This is a genomic window from Streptomyces sp. NPDC059989 (assembly GCF_042736975.1).
In the GTDB taxonomy this organism is placed as follows: domain Bacteria; phylum Actinomycetota; class Actinomycetes; order Streptomycetales; family Streptomycetaceae; genus Streptomyces.
In genome coordinates this window covers 11,512-28,339 of the sequence record NZ_JBHWUO010000017.1, presented here as the reverse complement: position 1 = coordinate 28,339, position 16,828 = coordinate 11,512, and the positions used below count along the sequence as shown (strand labels likewise).

Genomic DNA, 16,828 nt, shown 5'->3' with positions numbered 1-16,828 from the left:
CCGGCGCGTCCGCCGCGCCCGTCCGGTTCGCCTCGCCGACCTCGCCGGCCTCGTTGACCTCGTTCATGGGGTCAGGTCTACCACCGTGACGCCGGGGAGGCCGCGGGCGAGGGCCGCGAGGTCCTCCCCCACCGCCGCGGCCAGCCGGATGTGGCCGTGCGCGGAGGCCAGCTGGGCCAGGCGCAGCAGTTCCGCGCCCTGGCGCCGGTCCAGGCCGCGGTCGAAGCCGTCGGCCAGCACCGTCAGCGCCTGCTGTGCGGAGAGCAGTTCGGCGGCCGGGTCCATGGCGAGCACGCCCGGGCCGGTCAGCAGGACCAGGGCCAGCGCCAGGAAGCGGAGTTCGCCCGCGCCGAGGCGGGCCAGTTCGGTGGCGGGCCGGTCGGGGCCCCGGTCCAGCACCGCCGTGACGGGGCCGCCGCCCGCGGAGGCCCATACGTCGAGCCCGGCGACGGGCCCGGCGCAGCCGGTACGGGCCGCCTCGGTCAGCAGCGCGTGCCGGGTGCCGCATTCGTGGCGGGTCCGGCGCAGTACGTCGGCCAGGTTGGCGCAGTCGCCCCGCAGCCGGCCCTCCCCCGGCGGGACCGGCGCGCGCATCCGCTGCGGGTCGGGGTCGCAGGGGAACACCGAGCGCAGGGCCACGACCACCTGCTCGGCGGCGGCCAGGACCTGCCGCTGGCCCGCGGTGGCTCCGGCCACGCGGAGCGGGAGCAGGGCGGTGCCGAGCCGGTCGTCGGGCAGCGGGGCCCGGGTGACGCCGGTGGCGCCGCCGGTCAGCCAGGCCGCTTGCACGGAGCGGCGGCCGGGGTCGCGCAGGGCGGTGGCGAGCAGGACCTGCCCGTCCTGGGAGAGCCGTTCGCCGACGATCCGCAGGGCGGGCTCGGCCTGGACGGCGAGGTCGAGCCGGACCGGCCCGGCGGGGCCGTCGACCGTACAGCCGATGCGGAATCCGCGCCGCCGCCCGGCGTCGGGGACGGCCAGGTCGGGGATGCGGAGCGCCGGTTCCGGGAAGGCGTCCTCCAGCGCGGCACCGGAACCCAGCGCGGCCAGGGCCTCGTAGGCGGCCAGGGCCTGGGACTTGCCGCTGCCGCTCGGCCCGGTGAAGAGGGTGACGGGCCCGAGCCGGAAGGCGGCGCCGCAGTGCGGCCCGAAGGCGGAGAGGCGCAGCGCGGTGACCACGGGCCGCCGGTGCGGTGTCCGCTGCGCGGGCTCGGCAGGCTCCGCTGGCCGCCCGGGACCGACGAGCCCGACCTGCGTCGGCACGACCGGGGCGGCGAGGGCGGGAGCCCCGGCAGTGGGCCCCGGCCGCGCGGGGGCTTCGACCCCCGACCGGGCTCCCGTGTCCGCGGGGGCCGGTACGGCCGGTGCCCCGTCGGGTCGGCGGTGGCGGGTGCGGACTTCGAGGGGGTCGGCTAACGCGGCGGCTTCGGGGCGGGGGTTCATGCGCGGGACGGTACGGGCCGTCGGGCCCCCCGAGGGCCCGGCGAACCGTTCCGGCGTCGCGACCTTCCTACGATCGGGGGACGGCCGCGGCCGCGATCCCCTCGACCTCGGTCCCGACGGGCGCCAGCAGGAAGACGTTCCGGTCCACGCGGTGCATTCCGCTGCCCAGCCCGAAGACCACGCCGCTGCTGAAGTCGAGGATCCGCTTGGCCACTTCGCCGTCCGCGCCGGTCAGGTCGAGCAGCACCGGGATCTGCGCGATCAGGTACTCCGCCACCTCCCGCGCGTCGGCGAAGATCTGAACCCGGATCACCACGAAGCGCCGCTGCTCCGCCGCCGACGCTCCGGGCGCCGTGGGGATCGTGCGGTGGTCCACCCGGGAGGGCCATTCGTTGCGACTGCGCAGGGGGACCACCTGCGCGAGCCCCTCCCACTGTTCGTCGGTGACGTCGTACCTGCTCACCGGGCCGCCTCGGCCGTGCGCTTCATGTGCATCCCCCCATCCTCTCGTGTTTCACCCGTTCAGCCCAACAACGACACGAGCCCATCCCGGCTACTCCCCACGAGCGGAATGAGTTAGGTTAGGCATACCTAACCAAGCCGCCTGCATTTCGGGACGATGGAGAGATCCGCATGCGCATGTCCGGTGCACCTGCCCCCGCCAACCCGGCCGACCAGGCCGCCCGGCCCACCGACGCCGAGCGGGTCCGTTCGATCCTGGCCGCCGCCCACTCCCTGACCGTGGTCACCGACGGACTGCGCACCGAGGTCCGCCACCTCGACGGCACGGACCCGATGGGCCGCCTCCACCTGCACCCCGCCGAGCCGGGCGGCGACGCCGAGGACCGGCCCGCGATCCGGCTGGAGTTCACCGACGTCGCCCCCACGTCCGTACGGGACCGGGTGCGCGCCCGCGTCACCGTGCTGGGCCGCCTGCTGACCCCCTACACCGACGAGGCCGCCGACTCCACCTGCGTGGAATTCGGCCAGGCGGTCCTGGAGACCCCGGACGGCTTCGCGTACGTCGGCCTCGACGAGCTGGACGCGGCCCGCCCCGACCCGCTGGCCCCCTACGAGGCGGGCATGCTCACGCACCTCCTCGACGACCACCCGGACCTCGTCACCCTGCTGCTGCGCCTGGTCCACCCGCTGCCCACCGCGGCGGTCCTGCGCGCGCTGCCGGTGGCCATGGACCGCTACGGGATCACCCTGCGACTGGAGGAGCGGCGCGGCCACCGCGACGTACGGCTGCCCTTCCCCTCGCCCCTCGACGACGTCGAGCAGTCGGGCGCCCAGATCCAGGCGCTCTTCAGCGCGGCCCGGCGGCGCTCGCACCGCAACACCCTGCCGGCCTGAGGAATAGACGCGCACCCGGGCCCCGTTGCCGCCGGCAAGATCGTCCTGACGGTCTGACGGTCCGCCCGTCCGGCGCCCTGCCGGTCCGGCGAACGCGGGCAGGGGCGGTCCCGGACCGGGACCGCCCCGCACTCACGAGGTGATCGGCGCCGCCGCCGGGGACAGCGCCGGCCCGACCGCCCGCAGCGCCCCGGGCGTACGCCCCTCGCCCCAGCCGATCTCCCGCCGGTAGCTGCCGAGCAGGCCGCGGCCCACCAGCCCCGCCTCGTCCCGTACGGCCGGGTCCTCCGGCGCCGGCCGCGTCAGCGGGGACACGAACAGCGCGTCCACCGGGCAGTTGGCCTCGCACAGGAAACAGGTCTGGCAGTCCTCCTGCCGGGCGAGCAGCGGGATCCCCTCGGGGCCCCGCTCGAACACGTCCGTCGGGCAGACCTCCACGCACTTGTCGCAGGCGATGCACCGCTCCGCCGAGACCAGTTCGATCACGCCGCCACCTCCGCTCTGCTCCACACCCGGTCCAGTCCGCCCACCGTGATGCGGTGGTGCAGCCTCGGGTCCTGTTCCGGGTGGTCCAGGCGCCTGGCCATCCCCCGGCTCTCCGTCCGGGCCAGCGCGGCCGCGTACATCCACCGCGCGTGCGCCGTCATCGCGGCCGCCTGCCGGGCCCGGACCCGGTCCGCGCCCTCGCCGTACAGCGAGGTGCGCAGCTCGGCCCAGGCCCCGTCGAGGGTCCGCAGCGAGTCCGCCAGCACCGTGCCGTGGCGCAGGTAGTTCTTGTCGTACGGAAGGACCTCCGCCTGTACGAGGGCCACGGCGTCCCGGTGGCCGCCGGCCGGGCCGGCGGTGCCGGCGGGCCGCAGACCGGCGCCGCCGGCGGGGGTGAGCGCGCGGTGCGCCGCCCGGCCGGAGCCCAGGGAGAGGGCGTACCGGGCCGCGCCCCGGCCCGCCCAGCTGCCCGAGGAGATCGCCCAGGCGGCGTTGTGGCTGCCGCCTCCGGTGAAGCCCCCGCAGATCTCCTCGCGCGTGGCCGCGTCCCCGGCGGCGTACAGGCCGGGCACCGCGGTGGCGCAGTCGTCGCCGGTGATCCGGATGCCGCCGGTCCCGCGGACCGTGCCCTCGGCGAGCAGGGTGACGGAGAAGCGGTCGGTGAAGGGGTCGATGCCGAGGCGGTCGAAGGGGAGGAAGAAGTTGGGCTGGGCCAGGCGCATGGCGGCCCGGGTCCGCTCGTCGGCGCGGTCGAGGCGGGCGTACACCCTGGCGCCGGTGAGGAGTTCCCGGGCGATGACCGAGCGGCCGCCCTGGCTTGCGGCGCCCTCCAGGACCGCGCCGTCCTCCTGGTAGAAGGTGGCGAAGGAGTAGAAGGCCGTCTTGGTGACGGAGGTGCCCTCGGGGGCGATCCCGTAGGCGTTGGAGAACTCCATGCCGGACAGCTCCGCCCCGGCCTCGGCGGCGAAGAGCGCTCCGTCCCCGGTGTTGGTGTTGGTGCCGAGCGCCCCGCTGAGGAAGGCGCAGCCGCCGGTGGCGAGGACCACCGCGCCGGCCCGGACCCGGTAGTGCTCGCGGGCCTGGCGGCGGTAGCCGGCGGCGCCCGCGACGGCGCCGTCCGCGTCCGTGAGCAGCTCGGTGACCGGGCTGTGGTCGAGGACGCGGACCCCGGCGCGGCGGATGCGGATGCGCATCCGCCGCATGTACTCCGGGCCTTGGAGACCGTTGCGGAGCGGCTGCCCGTCGGGGCCGGTGGGGAAGGGATAGCGGCCGTCCGTGGCCAGCTCGTTGATCCGCTCGTACGTCTCGTCGAGGACGCGGGCCATCCAGCGGCGGTCGGCCAGGTACCCGCCGAGGCCTTCGCGGCTCGCCATGGCAGCCTCGCGGGCGGCCGGTTCGGGCGGGACGTACCAGACGCCGGTGCCCCCGGCTGCGGTGGCGCCGCTCGTGCCGCAGTAGCCCTTGTCGGCGAGGACGACGGACGCCCCGGCCCCGGCCGCCTTGAGGGCGGCCCAGGTGGCGGCGGGTCCGCCGCCGACGACGAGGACGTCGGCCTGCTGATCGCTCATGCGGTCTCCCGGGTGTGCCGGTTGGCCGGGCGGGGCAGGCCGTAGTTCTCGCGGAGGGTGGCGCCCGTGTACTCGGTGCGGAAGAGGCCGCGCCGCTGGAGGATCGGCACGACGTGGTCGACGAAGTCGGCCAGGCCGGTGGGCAGTACGGGGGCCATGATGTTGAACCCGTCGGCGGCGCCCTGGGTGAACCACTCCTCCAGCTGGTCGGCGATCTGCTCGGGGGTGCCGGCGAAGACCCGGTGGCCGCGGCCGGCGCCGAGGCGGGCGATCAGCTCGCGCAGGGTGAGGCCGTCACGGCGGGCGAGCTCGGCGACGAGGGTGAAGCGGCTCTTGTTGCCGTTGATGTCCCGCTCTTCGGGCAGGTCGGGCAGCGGACCGTCGAGGGGCAGCCCGGTGAGGTCCACGTTCAGCATGCCGGAGAGCTGGGCGAGGCCGTACTCGGGCACCTGGAGGTCGGTGAGCTCCTGCTCCAGGGCCTTCGCCTCGGCCTCGGTGGAGCCGATGACGGGGGCGATGCCGGGCAGGACGAGCAGGTCGCCCTCGGCGCGGCCGAACCTGGCGAGGCGGGACTTGAGGTCCTTGTAGAAGGTCTGGCCGTCGGCGAGGGTCTGCTGCGCGGTGAAGACGGCCTCCGCGTACTGGGCGGCGAACTCCTTCCCGGATTCGGAGGAGCCCGCCTGCACGAGCAGCGGGTATCCCTGCGGGGAGCGCGGCACGTTGAGCGGGCCGGCGACGCCGAAGTACTCGCCGCGGTGGGCGGCGGGGTGGAGCTTGTCGGTGTCGGCGTAGATGCCGCGCTCCTTGTCGAGGACGATCGCGTCGTCCTCCCAGCTGTCCCAGAGCTTGGTGGCGACGTCGAGGAACTCGCGGGCCCGGTCGTAGCGGAGGCCGTGCTCCAGGTGCTCCTCCCGGTTGAAGTTGCGGGCCTCGTCGAGGGTGCCGGAGGTGACGATGTTCCAGCCGGCCCGGCCGCCGCTGATGTGGTCGAGGGAGGCGAACTTGCGGGCGAGGTTGAAGGGCTCGTTGAAGGTGGTGGACACGGTGGCGATGAGCCCGATGTGCTCGGTGACGGCGGCGATCGCGGAGAGCAGGGTGAGCGGCTCGAATCCGCCGAGGGCGTTGTAGCGGGCCTTGCCCCAGAGGGCGAGGCCGTCGGCGAAGAAGATGGAGTCGAGCCGGCCGCGCTCGGCGATCTGGGCGAGCTCCTGGAAGTACCGCAGGTCGGTGACGCGCTCGGGGGTGCTGCCGGGGTGGCGCCAGGCGGCATCGTGGTGCCCGGCGTTCATGAGGAAGGCGTTGAGGTGGAGGGTCCGGGGTGCGGTCATGGCTGTTCCTGGGTTCTGTGGCGAGGCCGGCGGCCTCGCGGGGGTGTGTGATCGGCGGGGACGGTCCGGGCTGCGGATCCGGCGGCGGAGCGGGGCGCCGCGCTCTGGTCCGCCGCCCGCGCCGGGGCATCAGGCGGGGACGCGCCAGAGGCTGAGACGGCGTTCGACGGTGACGAGGAGCTGGTTGAAGGCGACGCCGATCGCGGAGATCGTGATGATGCCCGCGTACATCTGCGGGATCGCGAAGTTGAACTGCGAGGCGTTGATCAGATAGCCGAGTCCCGCTTTCGCGCCGATCATCTCGGCGGCCACGAGGACGAGGATGGAGACGGCTCCCGCGAGCCGGATGCCGGTGAAAATCGCCGGTACGGAGGCCGGGAGGATCACCTTCTGGAACAGGCGGGCCGTGGAGAGGTCCATCGACCGGGCGAGCCGGATCAGGGTGGGGTCGGCGTTGCGGACGGCGCTGATGGTGTTGAGCAGGACGGGCCAGAGGCAGGCGTAGACGACGATCGACACCTTCGAGGTCTCGCCGATGCCGAGGAGCAGCACGAAGACCGGGAGCAGCGCGAGGGCCGCGGTGTTGCGGAAGACCTCCAACAGCGGCCCGAGGAAGTCGGCGAGGGGCCGGTACCAGCCGATGAGCAGGCCGAGCGGGACGGCGATGGCCACGGCGATGCCGAAGCCGCCGAAGGAGCGGATCAGGCTGGCCTGGGTGTGCTCGGCGAGCTGGCCCTCGCCGGCCAGCTCCCACCAGGCGACGGCTACCTCGCTGATGGGCGGCAGGAAGGTGGCGTCGACCAGGCCGGCGCGCGGGGCGATCTCCCAGAGGGCGATCAGGGCGAGGATCGCGGCGCTGCGGAGGGCGACGGCCTTCAGGCCCCGTACGACGGCCAGTGCGGCGGCCTTCGTACGGGTGGGGGCGGGGGCGGGGGCCGGGGTCTTGCCGGCCCGGTCGGGGCCGGGCTCGGCCTGGGGCGTGGCGAGCGGGGTTCCGGCCGGGGCGGAGCCGGCGGGGGCCGGGGCCTCGCCGAGCGGGGTACCGACCGGGGCGGTCCCGGTCGGAGCCGGGGCCTTGCCCAGCGGGGTACCAGCCGGGTCGGACCCGGTCGGAGCCGGGGCCTTGCCCAGCGGGGTACCGACCGGGGCGGTCCCGGTCGGAGCCGGGGCCTTGCCCAGCGGGGTTCCAGCCGGGTCGGACCCGGTCGGAGCCGGGGCCTTGCCCAGCGGGGTTCCAGCCGGGTCGGACCCGGTCGGGGACGGGGTCTTGTCGAGCAGGGCCTCGGTCGCCCGGGGTGGCCCGGCGGGGTCCGCGGCGGGCTCGGTCGGGGGCTCGGTCGGGGCCGTGAGGCCCGCGGCCGCCAGGGCGGTGGTGTCGGTTCCGGTGGTCATGCGGCTGCCGCCTCCTTCTCCAGTTGCTGGGCGCGGGCCACCTCGTCGTGGAGGAGGTTCCAGATCTCGTGCCGGTAGCGGGCGAACTCCGGGCTGGACCGCAGGGCCTCCCCCAGCAGTCCGTCGCGGTCGCCGAAGGAGACCGGGACGACCTCCTTGACCCGGCCGGGCCGGGACGTCATGACGGCCACCCGCTGCCCGAGGTAGACGGCCTCCTCGATGCCGTGCGTGATGAAGACGACGGTCTTGCCGGTGCTCTGCCAGATGCGGCGCAGCTCGTCCTGCAGGGACTCGCGGGTCTGCGCGTCGAGCGCGGCGAACGGCTCGTCCATCAGCAGCACGTCCGGGTCGTACGCCAGCGAACGGGCGATGGCGACGCGCTGGCGCATGCCGCCGGAGAGCTGGTGCGGGTGCCGGTCCTCGAAGCCGGTCAGTCCGACCAGGTCCAGGAACTCCTTCGCCCGGGCGGCCCGTTGCCGGCGCGGCACACCGGTGGCCTCCAGGCCGAACTCGACGTTTCCCTGGGCGGTGCGCCACGGCAGCAGCGCGTACTGCTGGAAGACGATGCCCCGGTCCAGGCCCGGCCCGGTGACCTGCCTGCCGTCGAGCAGGATCCGCCCGGCCGTCGGGGCCGACAGTCCACCGAGCAGGTCGAGGAGCGTGGACTTGCCGCAGCCGCTGGGGCCGACGACCACGAGGAACTCGCCGCTGCGGATCTCCAGGTCGATGCCGTCGAGGGCGGTGAAGTCCCCGAAGGTCTTGCGCACTCCCTCGAACACGATCTTCGCCATGTCGGGTCAGCCCTTCCCGTAGCCGTTGAACTCGTTGGTGTAGAGGTCGGACGGCTTGAACTGCCCCTGCTTGATCTCGCCGCGCTCGCCGAGCCAGTCGAGCCAGAGCTGGAACTCCTTGTCGGGGATCCGCCCGCCCGTCTCGGCGATCCCGAAGGAGCGCCAGTACTGCAGGGCGGTGGTGTCCTCGTTGCGGCCGCGCTTCTTGACGATCTCGGTCATCCGGGCGACGGCCTCCTCGCGCGGGGTGGTGCGCGACCACTCGATGGCCTTGGCCACGCCCGTCACGAAGGTCCGTACGGTGTCCGGGTTCTGCTTGATGAAGCGCTCGGTCATGATGTAGGTGCCCGCGCTGAAGGGGCCGAGCAGCTCCACATCGGTGAACAGCGGGCGGATGCCGCCGGAGGCGACGGCCTTGTCGCGCAGGATGCCGGTGAGCACCCCGACCTCGATCTGCTTCGCGCGCAGCGCCTGTTCGGTGTTGACGGGCGGTATGACCAGGGCCTCGACCTTGGCCGCGTCCGCCTTGGAGAGGCCGTTGCGGGCGAGGTAGGTGTCGAGCAGCGCCTGGTAGTGGGCGCCCAGGGTGTTCATGCCGACCTTCTTGCCGATCAGGTCCCGGGCGGAGCGGATCGGGCTGTCCTCCAGGACGAAGTAGCCGGCGTAGGAGTACTGGTCCGAGCCGTAGGAGGAGATGACCGCCTTGATCGGCGCCTTGCCGGCGGCGAGCTTGATGACCGCGCCGTTGAAGGCGCTGCCGAAGTGGGTCTGGCCGGTGGCGGCGGACTGGATGTCCTGCGGGCCGCTGATGGTGTTGCCGACCCATTCGAGTTTCACGTCCTCGAAGTAGCCGAGGTCCGCGGCGAGTTCGGGGAGCGTGACCGCACCGACCGAGCCCTGGTACTTCAGGGTCTTGACCTGCGAGCCGGATCCGGATCCGCCGCCGGTGGCGGTGGCCGTGCCGCAGCTCACCGCGGCCGCCGAGATGCCGAGCAGGGTCAGGAACTGGCGTCGGGAGGTGGAGGTCGAGGCGAGGGCTGCGGGCATGACGGGTCCTTGTGTGTGCTGGTCGCGGTCGCGGGGCGGGCTGTACTACGGGGTGGCGGTGAGGGCGGTGGCGTCCGCGGCGCGCAGGGCGTCCGCGAACTCGTCGACCGCCTGGAAGAGGTCCAGTTCGGCTTCGGGCCGCAGCCGGTCGGGGCCGGAGCCGCGCTCGACGGAGGAGTCGAGGACGAAGCGGCCGGCGGTGACGTGCCGGGCGCCGAGGGCCGCGAGGACGGGCCGCAGGGCGTAGTCGATGGTCAGGACGTGGGCGAGGCTGCCGCCGGTGGCGAGGGGCAGAACCGTTTTGCCGACCAGGCCGTCCTGGGGGAGCAGGTCGAGGAAGGCCTTGAGCAGGCCGGTGTACGAGGCCTTGTAGACCGGGGTCGCGATGACGAGGCCGTCGGCCTCGGCGACGGCCTCGAGTGCCCGGCGGATCTCCGGCTCGCCGCGCCGGGCGGAGAGGAGATCGGCGGCGGGCAGGTCGCGTACGGCGAGGTGGGCGGTGTCGAAGCCGGCGTGGGAGAGGCGGCGCAGCACGTGATCGGCGACGACGGCGGTACGGGAGTGGGTGGAGGGGCTGCCGGTGATGGCGAGCAGCTGGGGCACGGGGGCTCCTTGGGCTTCGTACGGTGGCGGTCGGGCGGGCGGGCGGGCCGTGGCGGCGGGCGCGGCGGGAAGGGTCAGGCGGGAAGGGTCAGGCGGCGGTGGTCGAGGCGCCCGAGGCGATGCCGAAGGCGGGGTCCGGGACGGTCTCCGGGCTGAGCAGGCGGGAGGGCTCGCCGTCGGCGCCGACCGGGACGTCGCCGTCGACGGTGACGCGGCGCAGGGTGCGCTCGTGGTCGTCGGAGTCGTCGACGCCGTAGTGCTGGGTGGCGCGGTTGTCCCAGATCGCGACGTCGCCGGCCCGCCACTGCCAGCGGACGGTGTTCTCGGGGCTCTCGATGTGGGCCTGGAAGAGGTCCTGGAGGGCGCGGGAGTCGCGGCCGGTGAACCCCTGGATCCGCTGGACGAAGTTGCCGAGCAGCAGGGTGCGTTCGCCCGTCTCGGGGTGGACGCGGACCACCGGGTGCTCGGTGAGGAACTTCGTGGAGGTGAACACCTCGCGGTACTGGGCCAGGGCCTCGGGCACGGCGTCGGGCTTCAGGGCGGCGTAGTCGTACTCGTTGGAGTGCACGGCGCGCAGGCTGTCGGCGAGGGTCCGGAGGGGTGCGGGGAGGTGGGTGTAGGCGGTGGCGGTGTTGGCCCAGAGGGTGTTGCCGCCGTACGGGGGGATGGTGACGGCGCGGAGGATGGAGAAGGCGGGGTAGGCGGGGACGAAGGTGACGTCGGTGTGCCACTGGTTGGCGCGGCCGCCGTGGTGGGAGTCGATGCCGAGGGCGTAACGGCCGTCCGCGGAGGGGACGGTGGGGTGCGCGACCGGGGCGCCGAGCAGTTGGGCGAAGGCTTCGTGGGAGGCCTCGTCGAGGTGGTCCTGACCGCGGAAGAAGACGACCTTGTGGGCGAGGAGCGCGGCCCGGATCTCGGCGACGGTCTCGGCGGCGAGATCGCCGCCGAGCCGTACGCCGCCGATCTCGGCGCCGATGCGGCCGCCGATCCGCGTGACGGTGATGGGGGTGGTGGGGGTGGTGGCGGTGTGGGTGGCGGTGGCCATGAGAGCTCCCTGGTCAGGGCTGCGGGAGGGCTGTTTCCGCAGCGGAAGTAACGGAGGTGCGGGTGGGGAGGGGCACGTAGGGCATGGCTGTGCGGTACGGGCGTATGCGGGAAGACGACGGACCGAGGGCGCGGGGCCGACGCGCCGGGGCGGCGGACCCGCGCCGTGCCGTGCCGTGGCCGGCAGCGCGGGGCCGGGCGAGCTCAGCCTTGCTACGGAGCGACGCCGGTCCGCGGCCTGGCCGAAACCCGTGCTCGGGGTCGGCCGAGGTCAGGCTCGATACGGGGTCACGCCGGTCCGCAGCCTGACTGAACCCACGCTCGGGGTCGGCCGAGGTCAGGCTCGATACGGGGTCACGCCGGCCCGTGAACCGGCTGAACCCACGCTCGGGACGGCCCAGCTCAGGCTTGATACGGGGTCACGCCGGTCCGCAGCATTGCCGAACCCACGCTCGGGGTCGGCCGAGGTCAGGTTCGCTGCGGGGGCACGCCGGCTCGGGACGCCCAGCTCAGGCTCGATACGGAGTCACCCCGGCCCGCAGCCTTGCCGAACCCACGCTCGGGGTCGGCCGAGGTCAGGATTCGGTGCGGAGTGACGCCGGTCGCGGCCTGGGTGAACCCGCGCGGGGCTGGCCGAGCTCAGGCTCGGTGCGGGGTCATGCCGGTGTGTGGGCCGGCTGAACCGGGGCGCGACGGGGGCCGGGCGGGGCCGTGGAGCCGCGGCTCAGGCTCGGTGCGGGGCCGGACAGCGGCCCGGACACGCGCCCGGCGCGGTACAGAGGCCGGGGGTGTGGAGCCGCGGGGCGAGAAGTGCGTTCGCGGTCATGGCTCGGAGCCTGTCAGCGCTCCCGCCACCGGTCAACCCCTGCCGGGCGGCTCGCCCCCGGGCCGCGGCCGACCCCTCGCACCGGGTGCGACCTGGCCTTTCTCCGTGTTCCGAGCGGTGCGGGGCCCGGCCGGGCGGCCGAATCCCGTGGCCGGATTTCACGGTTGCGCAATGCGCCCGCCATGCCCGGGCTGCGCCGCCCCCTGCGGGGCGCTCTCCCCCCACCCCGCCCCTTCCCGCTGTGCTGCATTTGCGGCTCCGCCGCGCGGCGGGGCTTGCGACCCCGGCCGCCGCTCCCGGGGCTCCGCCCCGGACCCGGCGGGGGCTCCGCCCCCGGACCCCCGCGCCTCAAACGCCGGCGGGGCTGGATATGCCCGGTGGCGACCAGAGATGCGCGCAGGGCAATCCCTGCCGCACCAGGCGGACGGCAGCAGCCAAATCCAGCCCGCCCGGCGTTTGAGGGCACGGGCGCGCAGCGCACGCACAGGGGTCCGGGGCGGAGCCCCGGGGAACGGGGGAAGGGCGGGTAGGGGACAGCCCCGCAGGGCCGCCCACACTCCACCGCCGCCACCCTTCGGCCCACGGGCCGACCGGCGGCGGCTCTTCTGTGGGATGTCTTCAATCCCGCGGTCATGGTCGTGACCGCGCCGGCGAGCGTTCCGGACGGGCCCTGCCCGGAGGAGATCCGCGGCGCCGCGACGGCGCTCGCGCACGTCTGCGACGACCCCGAGCGGATCGTGACCCCGCCCGCGGGCCCGGCCAAACTGCCCGAAGCAGCCGCAACGGTGCTGCTCAGCCGGGTATTCCGTGATCCTTTTAGTATGTCATGAGAGTGCGAGATCACACCCAGCGGTATGGTGCGCGCCTGAGCGGCCCCCCTAGCATTCGAGCCATGACGGTCCTGCCTGACGACGGGCTCTCCCTGGCCGCCGAGTTCCCTGACGCGACGCATGAGCAGTGGCAGCGCCTTGTAGAAGGCGTACTGCGCAAGTCGGGCAAGGAAGCCTCCGGCGAGGCCGCAGAAGACGCTTTGTCCACCCCACTCGAGGACGGGCTCACCACGCGCCCGCTCTACACCGCGCCGCCCGATGGGGCGGCTCCCGACACCGGTTTCCCCGGCTTCGCCCCCTTCGTTCGGGGCGGCAGGCCGGAGGGCACCACCGCGAACGGCTGGGACGTGCGCCAGCGCCTCGCGGGTTCCGATCCCGTACGCCTGAACGAGGCGGCCCTCGGCGATCTGGAGAACGGGGTCACCTCCCTCTGGCTCACGGTGGGCCGGGGCGGCATCCCCGTCGACGGCCTCGGCCGGGCGCTGGAGGGGGTCTACCTCGACCTCGCCCCGGTCTCCCTGGACGCCGGAGCCGAATACGCCGAAGCCGCCCGCGCGTTGCTGGGCCTGTACGCCGAGCGCGGGGTGGCCCCCGAGGCGGCCCGGGCCTCGCTCGGCGCGGACCCGCTGGGCCACGAGGCCCGTACGGGCGAGGCGCTCGACGCGGCCGACGCCGTGGCGCTGGCCCGGGAGGCCGCCGCCGGCTGGCCCGGGGTCCGCGCCCTGACCGTGGACGCCCTGCCGTACCACGAGGCCGGCGGCAGCGCCGCCGAGGAGCTGGGGCTGTCCCTGGCCACCGGTGTCGCCTACCTGCGGGCCCTCACCGAAGCCGGGCTGGGCGTCGAAGCCGCGCTCGGGCAGCTGGAGTTCCGTTACGCGGCGACCGCCGACCAGTTCCTCACCATCTGCAAGCTGCGCGCCGCGCGCCGCCTGTGGTCCCGTATCGCCGAGGCCTCGGGGGCCCCGGAGGCGGGTGCCCAGCTCCAGCACGCGGTGACCTCGCCGGTGATGATGACCCGTCGCGACCCCTGGGTGAACATGCTGCGCACCACCGTGGCCTGCATGGCCGCGGGCGTGGGCGGCGCGGACTCGGTCACGGTGCTGCCCTTCGACCACGAGCTGGGCCTGCCGGACGCGTTCGCGCGCCGCATCTCCCGCAACACCTCCACCATCCTGCTGGAGGAGTCGCACCTGGCCCGCGTGATCGACCCGGCGGGCGGTTCGTACTACGTCGAGCGGCTCACCGACGAACTCGCGCCCGCCGCCTGGGAGTTCTTCCAGACGGTCGAGAAGGCCGGCGGTCTGGCCGCCGCCCTGCGCTCCGGGCTGGTGGCCGAGCGGCTCGCCGCCACCTGGGCGGAGCGCTCGAAGAAGCTGGCCAAGCGCCGCGAACCGATCACCGGGGTCAGCGAGTTCCCGCTGCTTTCGGAGAAGCCGGTCGTACGGGAACCCGCGCCCGCGGCACCCTCCGGCGGGCTGCCCCGCGTCCGGCGCGACGAGGCCTACGAGGCCCTGCGCGCCCGCAGCGACGCGCACCTGGCGGCGACCGGCGCCCGGCCGAGGATCTTCCTCGCCGCGCTGGGTCCGGCGGCCGCGCACACCGCGCGGGCCACCTTCGCCTCGAACCTGTTCCAGGCGGGCGGCGTCACGCCCGTGCACGACCCCGTTTCCGTGGACCCGGCGACGGCAGCCGCGGCCTACACCGCGAGCGGCGCCGACGGCATGGCCGTGCTGTGCTCCAGCGACGCGCTGTACGAGGAGCAGGCCGCGGCGGTGGCCGCGGCGCTGCGCGCGGCGGGCGCCACGACCGTGTTCCTGGCCGGCCGGCCCGGTACCGCGGAAGCCTCCGTGGACGAGTACGTCTTCGCCGGCTGTGACGCCGTCGCCGTGCTGTCCTCCGTACTCGACCGGATGGGAGTGCACGCATGAGCATCCCCGATTTCTCCGAGCTCGCGCTCGGACCCGCCGCCTCCGCCGGCGTCTCCGAGGACCAGTGGCGCTCCTCGGTGAAGGAGTCCACCGGCACCGCGGCCGCGGACCTGCTCTGGGAGACCCCGGAGGGCATCGGCGTCAAGCCGCTGTACACCGGCCGGGACGTGGAGGGTCTGGACTTCCTGCAGACGTACCCGGGCGTGGCCCCGTACCTGCGCGGCCCGTACCCGACGATGTACGTCAACCAGCCCTGGACGATCCGGCAGTACGCCGGCTTCTCCACGGCCGAGGAGTCGAACGCCTTCTACCGGCGCAACCTGGCCTCCGGCCAGAAGGGCCTGTCGATCGCCTTCGACCTGCCCACGCACCGCGGTTACGACAGCGACCACCCGCGCGTGACCGGCGACGTCGGCATGGCGGGCGTGGCGATCGACTCGATCTACGACATGCGCCAGCTCTTCGACGGCATCCCGCTGGACAAGATGACGGTGTCGATGACGATGAACGGCGCGGTGCTGCCGGTCCTCGCCCTCTACATCGTGGCGGCGGAGGAGCAGGGCGTCTCCCCCGACAAGCTCGCAGGGACCATCCAGAACGACATCCTCAAGGAGTTCATGGTCCGCAACACCTACATCTACCCGCCCAAGCCCTCGATGCGGATCATTTCCGACATCTTCGCCTTCACCTCGCAGAAGATGCCGCGGTACAACTCGATCTCCATCTCCGGCTACCACATCCAGGAGGCCGGGGCCACGGCCGACCTGGAGCTGGCGTACACCCTCGCCGACGGCGTGGAGTACCTGCGCGCCGGTCAGGCCGTCGGCCTGGACGTCGACGCGTTCGCGCCGCGCCTGTCGTTCTTCTGGGCGATCGGCATGAACTTCTTCATGGAGGTCGCGAAGCTGCGCGCGGCCCGCCTGCTGTGGGCGCGGCTGGTCAAGCAGTTCGACCCGAAGAACGCCAAGTCGCTGTCGCTGCGCACGCATTCGCAGACCTCGGGCTGGTCGCTGACCGCGCAGGACGTCTTCAACAACGTGACGCGCACGTGCATCGAGGCGATGGCGGCGACCCAGGGCCACACCCAGTCGCTGCACACCAACGCCCTCGACGAGGCGCTCGCGCTCCCGACGGACTTCTCGGCGCGCATCGCCCGCAACACCCAGCTGCTGCTCCAGCAGGAGTCGGGGACCTGCCGGTCGATCGACCCGTGGGGCGGCAGCGCGTACGTCGAGAAGCTGACCTACGACCTGGCGCGGCGCGCCTGGCAGCACATCGAGGAGGTCGAGGCGGCGGGCGGCATGGCCCAGGCCATCGACGCGGGCATCCCGAAGCTGCGCGTCGAGGAGGCCGCGGCCCGTACGCAGGCGCGGATCGACTCGGGCCGGCAGCCGGTGATCGGCGTGAACAAGTACCGCGTGGCGACGGACGAGCAGATCGACGTCCTCAAGGTCGACAACTCCTCCGTCCGCTCCCAGCAGATCGCCAAGCTGCGGCGGCTGCGCGAGGAGCGCGACGAGGCGGTCACGCAGGACACCCTGCGGGCGCTGACGAACGCGGCCGAGCGGGGCGACGGCAATCTGCTGGCGCTGGCGGTGGACGCGGCGCGCGCGAAGGCGACCGTCGGTGAGATCTCGGACGCACTGGAGAAGGTGTACGGGCGGCACGCGAGCCAGATCCGTACGATCTCCGGTGTGTACCGCACCGAAGCGGGCGAGTCCCCGTCCCTGGAGCGCACCCGTGCGCTCATCAACCGTTTCGAGGACGCGGAGGGCCGCCGTCCGCGCATCCTGGTCTGCAAGATGGGCCAGGACGGTCACGACCGCGGCCAGAAGGTGATCGCGACCGCCTTCGCCGACCTGGGCTTCGACGTGGACGTCGGCCCGCTGTTCCAGACCCCGGCGGAGGTGGCCCGCCAGGCCGTCGAGGCGGACGTCCACGTGGTGGGCGTCTCGTCGCTGGCGGCCGGCCACCTGACCCTCGTACCGGCGCTGCGCGAGCAGCTGGCGGAGGAGGGCCGCGAGGACATCATGATCGTGGTGGGCGGGGTCATCCCGCCGGCCGATGTCCCGACGCTGCTGGAGATGGGTGCGACGGCGGTGTTCCCGCCCGGAACGGTCATCCCGGACGCGGCTCACGACCTGGTGACGCGGCTCGCCGCGGACCTGGGCCACGAGCTGTAGGCGGCC

The 16,828-nt window shown here is 73.9% G+C and carries 14 protein-coding genes; 4 read left to right on the top strand and 10 right to left on the bottom strand.

The annotated features are described in order from the left end of the window. Nucleotides 1-63: 63 nt before the first annotated feature. On the bottom strand, nucleotides 64-1,440 hold the full coding sequence (locus ACFWBN_RS17305) for an ATP-binding protein (RefSeq protein WP_385177372.1): 1,377 nt from the start codon (nucleotides 1,438-1,440) through the stop codon (nucleotides 64-66). A gap of 67 nt (nucleotides 1,441-1,507) precedes the next feature. Beyond that, complete coding sequence (locus tag ACFWBN_RS17300) at nucleotides 1,508-1,903, bottom strand: cell division protein SepF (protein WP_048477630.1); 396 nt, start codon at nucleotides 1,901-1,903, stop codon at nucleotides 1,508-1,510. 170 nt (nucleotides 1,904-2,073) lie between these two features. On the opposite strand from ACFWBN_RS17300, the gene ACFWBN_RS17295 reads away from it, so the two are divergent. Continuing rightward, nucleotides 2,074-2,796, top strand: coding sequence for a DUF2470 domain-containing protein (locus ACFWBN_RS17295; RefSeq protein ID WP_385177369.1), 723 nt, complete (start codon nucleotides 2,074-2,076; stop codon nucleotides 2,794-2,796). Between the two features lie 132 nt (nucleotides 2,797-2,928). On the opposite strand, the gene ACFWBN_RS17290 is transcribed toward ACFWBN_RS17295, so the two are convergent. From ACFWBN_RS17290 to ACFWBN_RS17255, 8 genes are all read right to left on the bottom strand, one after another. Beyond that, nucleotides 2,929-3,282 (bottom strand): 4Fe-4S binding protein, encoded by a 354-nt coding sequence (locus tag ACFWBN_RS17290; RefSeq protein ID WP_385177367.1) that lies wholly within the window; start codon nucleotides 3,280-3,282, stop codon nucleotides 2,929-2,931. After that, complete coding sequence (locus ACFWBN_RS17285) at nucleotides 3,279-4,850, bottom strand: FAD-dependent oxidoreductase (RefSeq protein WP_385177365.1); 1,572 nt, start codon at nucleotides 4,848-4,850, stop codon at nucleotides 3,279-3,281. The genes ACFWBN_RS17290 and ACFWBN_RS17285 overlap by 4 nt, the downstream gene beginning before the upstream one ends. Beyond that, on the bottom strand, nucleotides 4,847-6,178 hold the full coding sequence (locus ACFWBN_RS17280) for an LLM class flavin-dependent oxidoreductase (RefSeq protein ID WP_385177362.1): 1,332 nt from the start codon (nucleotides 6,176-6,178) through the stop codon (nucleotides 4,847-4,849). Before ACFWBN_RS17280 ends, ACFWBN_RS17285 begins: the two co-directional genes overlap by 4 nt. Before the next feature lie 129 nt (nucleotides 6,179-6,307). Next, complete coding sequence (locus tag ACFWBN_RS17275) at nucleotides 6,308-7,075, bottom strand: ABC transporter permease (protein WP_385177585.1); 768 nt, start codon at nucleotides 7,073-7,075, stop codon at nucleotides 6,308-6,310. A gap of 491 nt (nucleotides 7,076-7,566) precedes the next feature. Further along, on the bottom strand, nucleotides 7,567-8,361 hold the full coding sequence (locus ACFWBN_RS17270) for an ABC transporter ATP-binding protein (RefSeq protein ID WP_385177359.1): 795 nt from the start codon (nucleotides 8,359-8,361) through the stop codon (nucleotides 7,567-7,569). Between the two features lie 6 nt (nucleotides 8,362-8,367). Beyond that, nucleotides 8,368-9,408, bottom strand: a complete 1,041-nt coding sequence (locus ACFWBN_RS17265; protein ID WP_385177357.1) for an ABC transporter substrate-binding protein — start codon at nucleotides 9,406-9,408, stop codon at nucleotides 8,368-8,370. Nucleotides 9,409-9,453: 45 nt separating this feature from the next. Beyond that, nucleotides 9,454-10,011, bottom strand: a complete 558-nt coding sequence (gene ssuE / locus ACFWBN_RS17260; protein ID WP_385177355.1) for an NADPH-dependent FMN reductase — start codon at nucleotides 10,009-10,011, stop codon at nucleotides 9,454-9,456. Nucleotides 10,012-10,099: 88 nt separating this feature from the next. Then, the gene (locus ACFWBN_RS17255) at nucleotides 10,100-11,056 is read right to left on the bottom strand and encodes a TauD/TfdA dioxygenase family protein (protein WP_385177353.1); all 957 of its coding nucleotides are present in this window, start codon (nucleotides 11,054-11,056) and stop codon (nucleotides 10,100-10,102) included. A gap of 1,457 nt (nucleotides 11,057-12,513) precedes the next feature. Here ACFWBN_RS17255 and ACFWBN_RS17250 point away from each other — a divergent pair. From ACFWBN_RS17250 to scpA, 3 genes are all read left to right on the top strand, one after another. After that, on the top strand, nucleotides 12,514-12,711 hold the full coding sequence (locus tag ACFWBN_RS17250) for a hypothetical protein (RefSeq protein ID WP_385177351.1): 198 nt from the start codon (nucleotides 12,514-12,516) through the stop codon (nucleotides 12,709-12,711). 62 nt (nucleotides 12,712-12,773) lie between these two features. Further along, nucleotides 12,774-14,639, top strand: coding sequence for a methylmalonyl-CoA mutase family protein (locus tag ACFWBN_RS17245; protein WP_385177349.1), 1,866 nt, complete (start codon nucleotides 12,774-12,776; stop codon nucleotides 14,637-14,639). Beyond that, nucleotides 14,636-16,822 (top strand): methylmalonyl-CoA mutase, encoded by a 2,187-nt coding sequence (gene scpA / locus ACFWBN_RS17240; RefSeq protein ID WP_385177347.1) that lies wholly within the window; start codon nucleotides 14,636-14,638, stop codon nucleotides 16,820-16,822. Before ACFWBN_RS17245 ends, scpA begins: the two co-directional genes overlap by 4 nt. Nucleotides 16,823-16,828 lie beyond the last annotated feature (6 nt).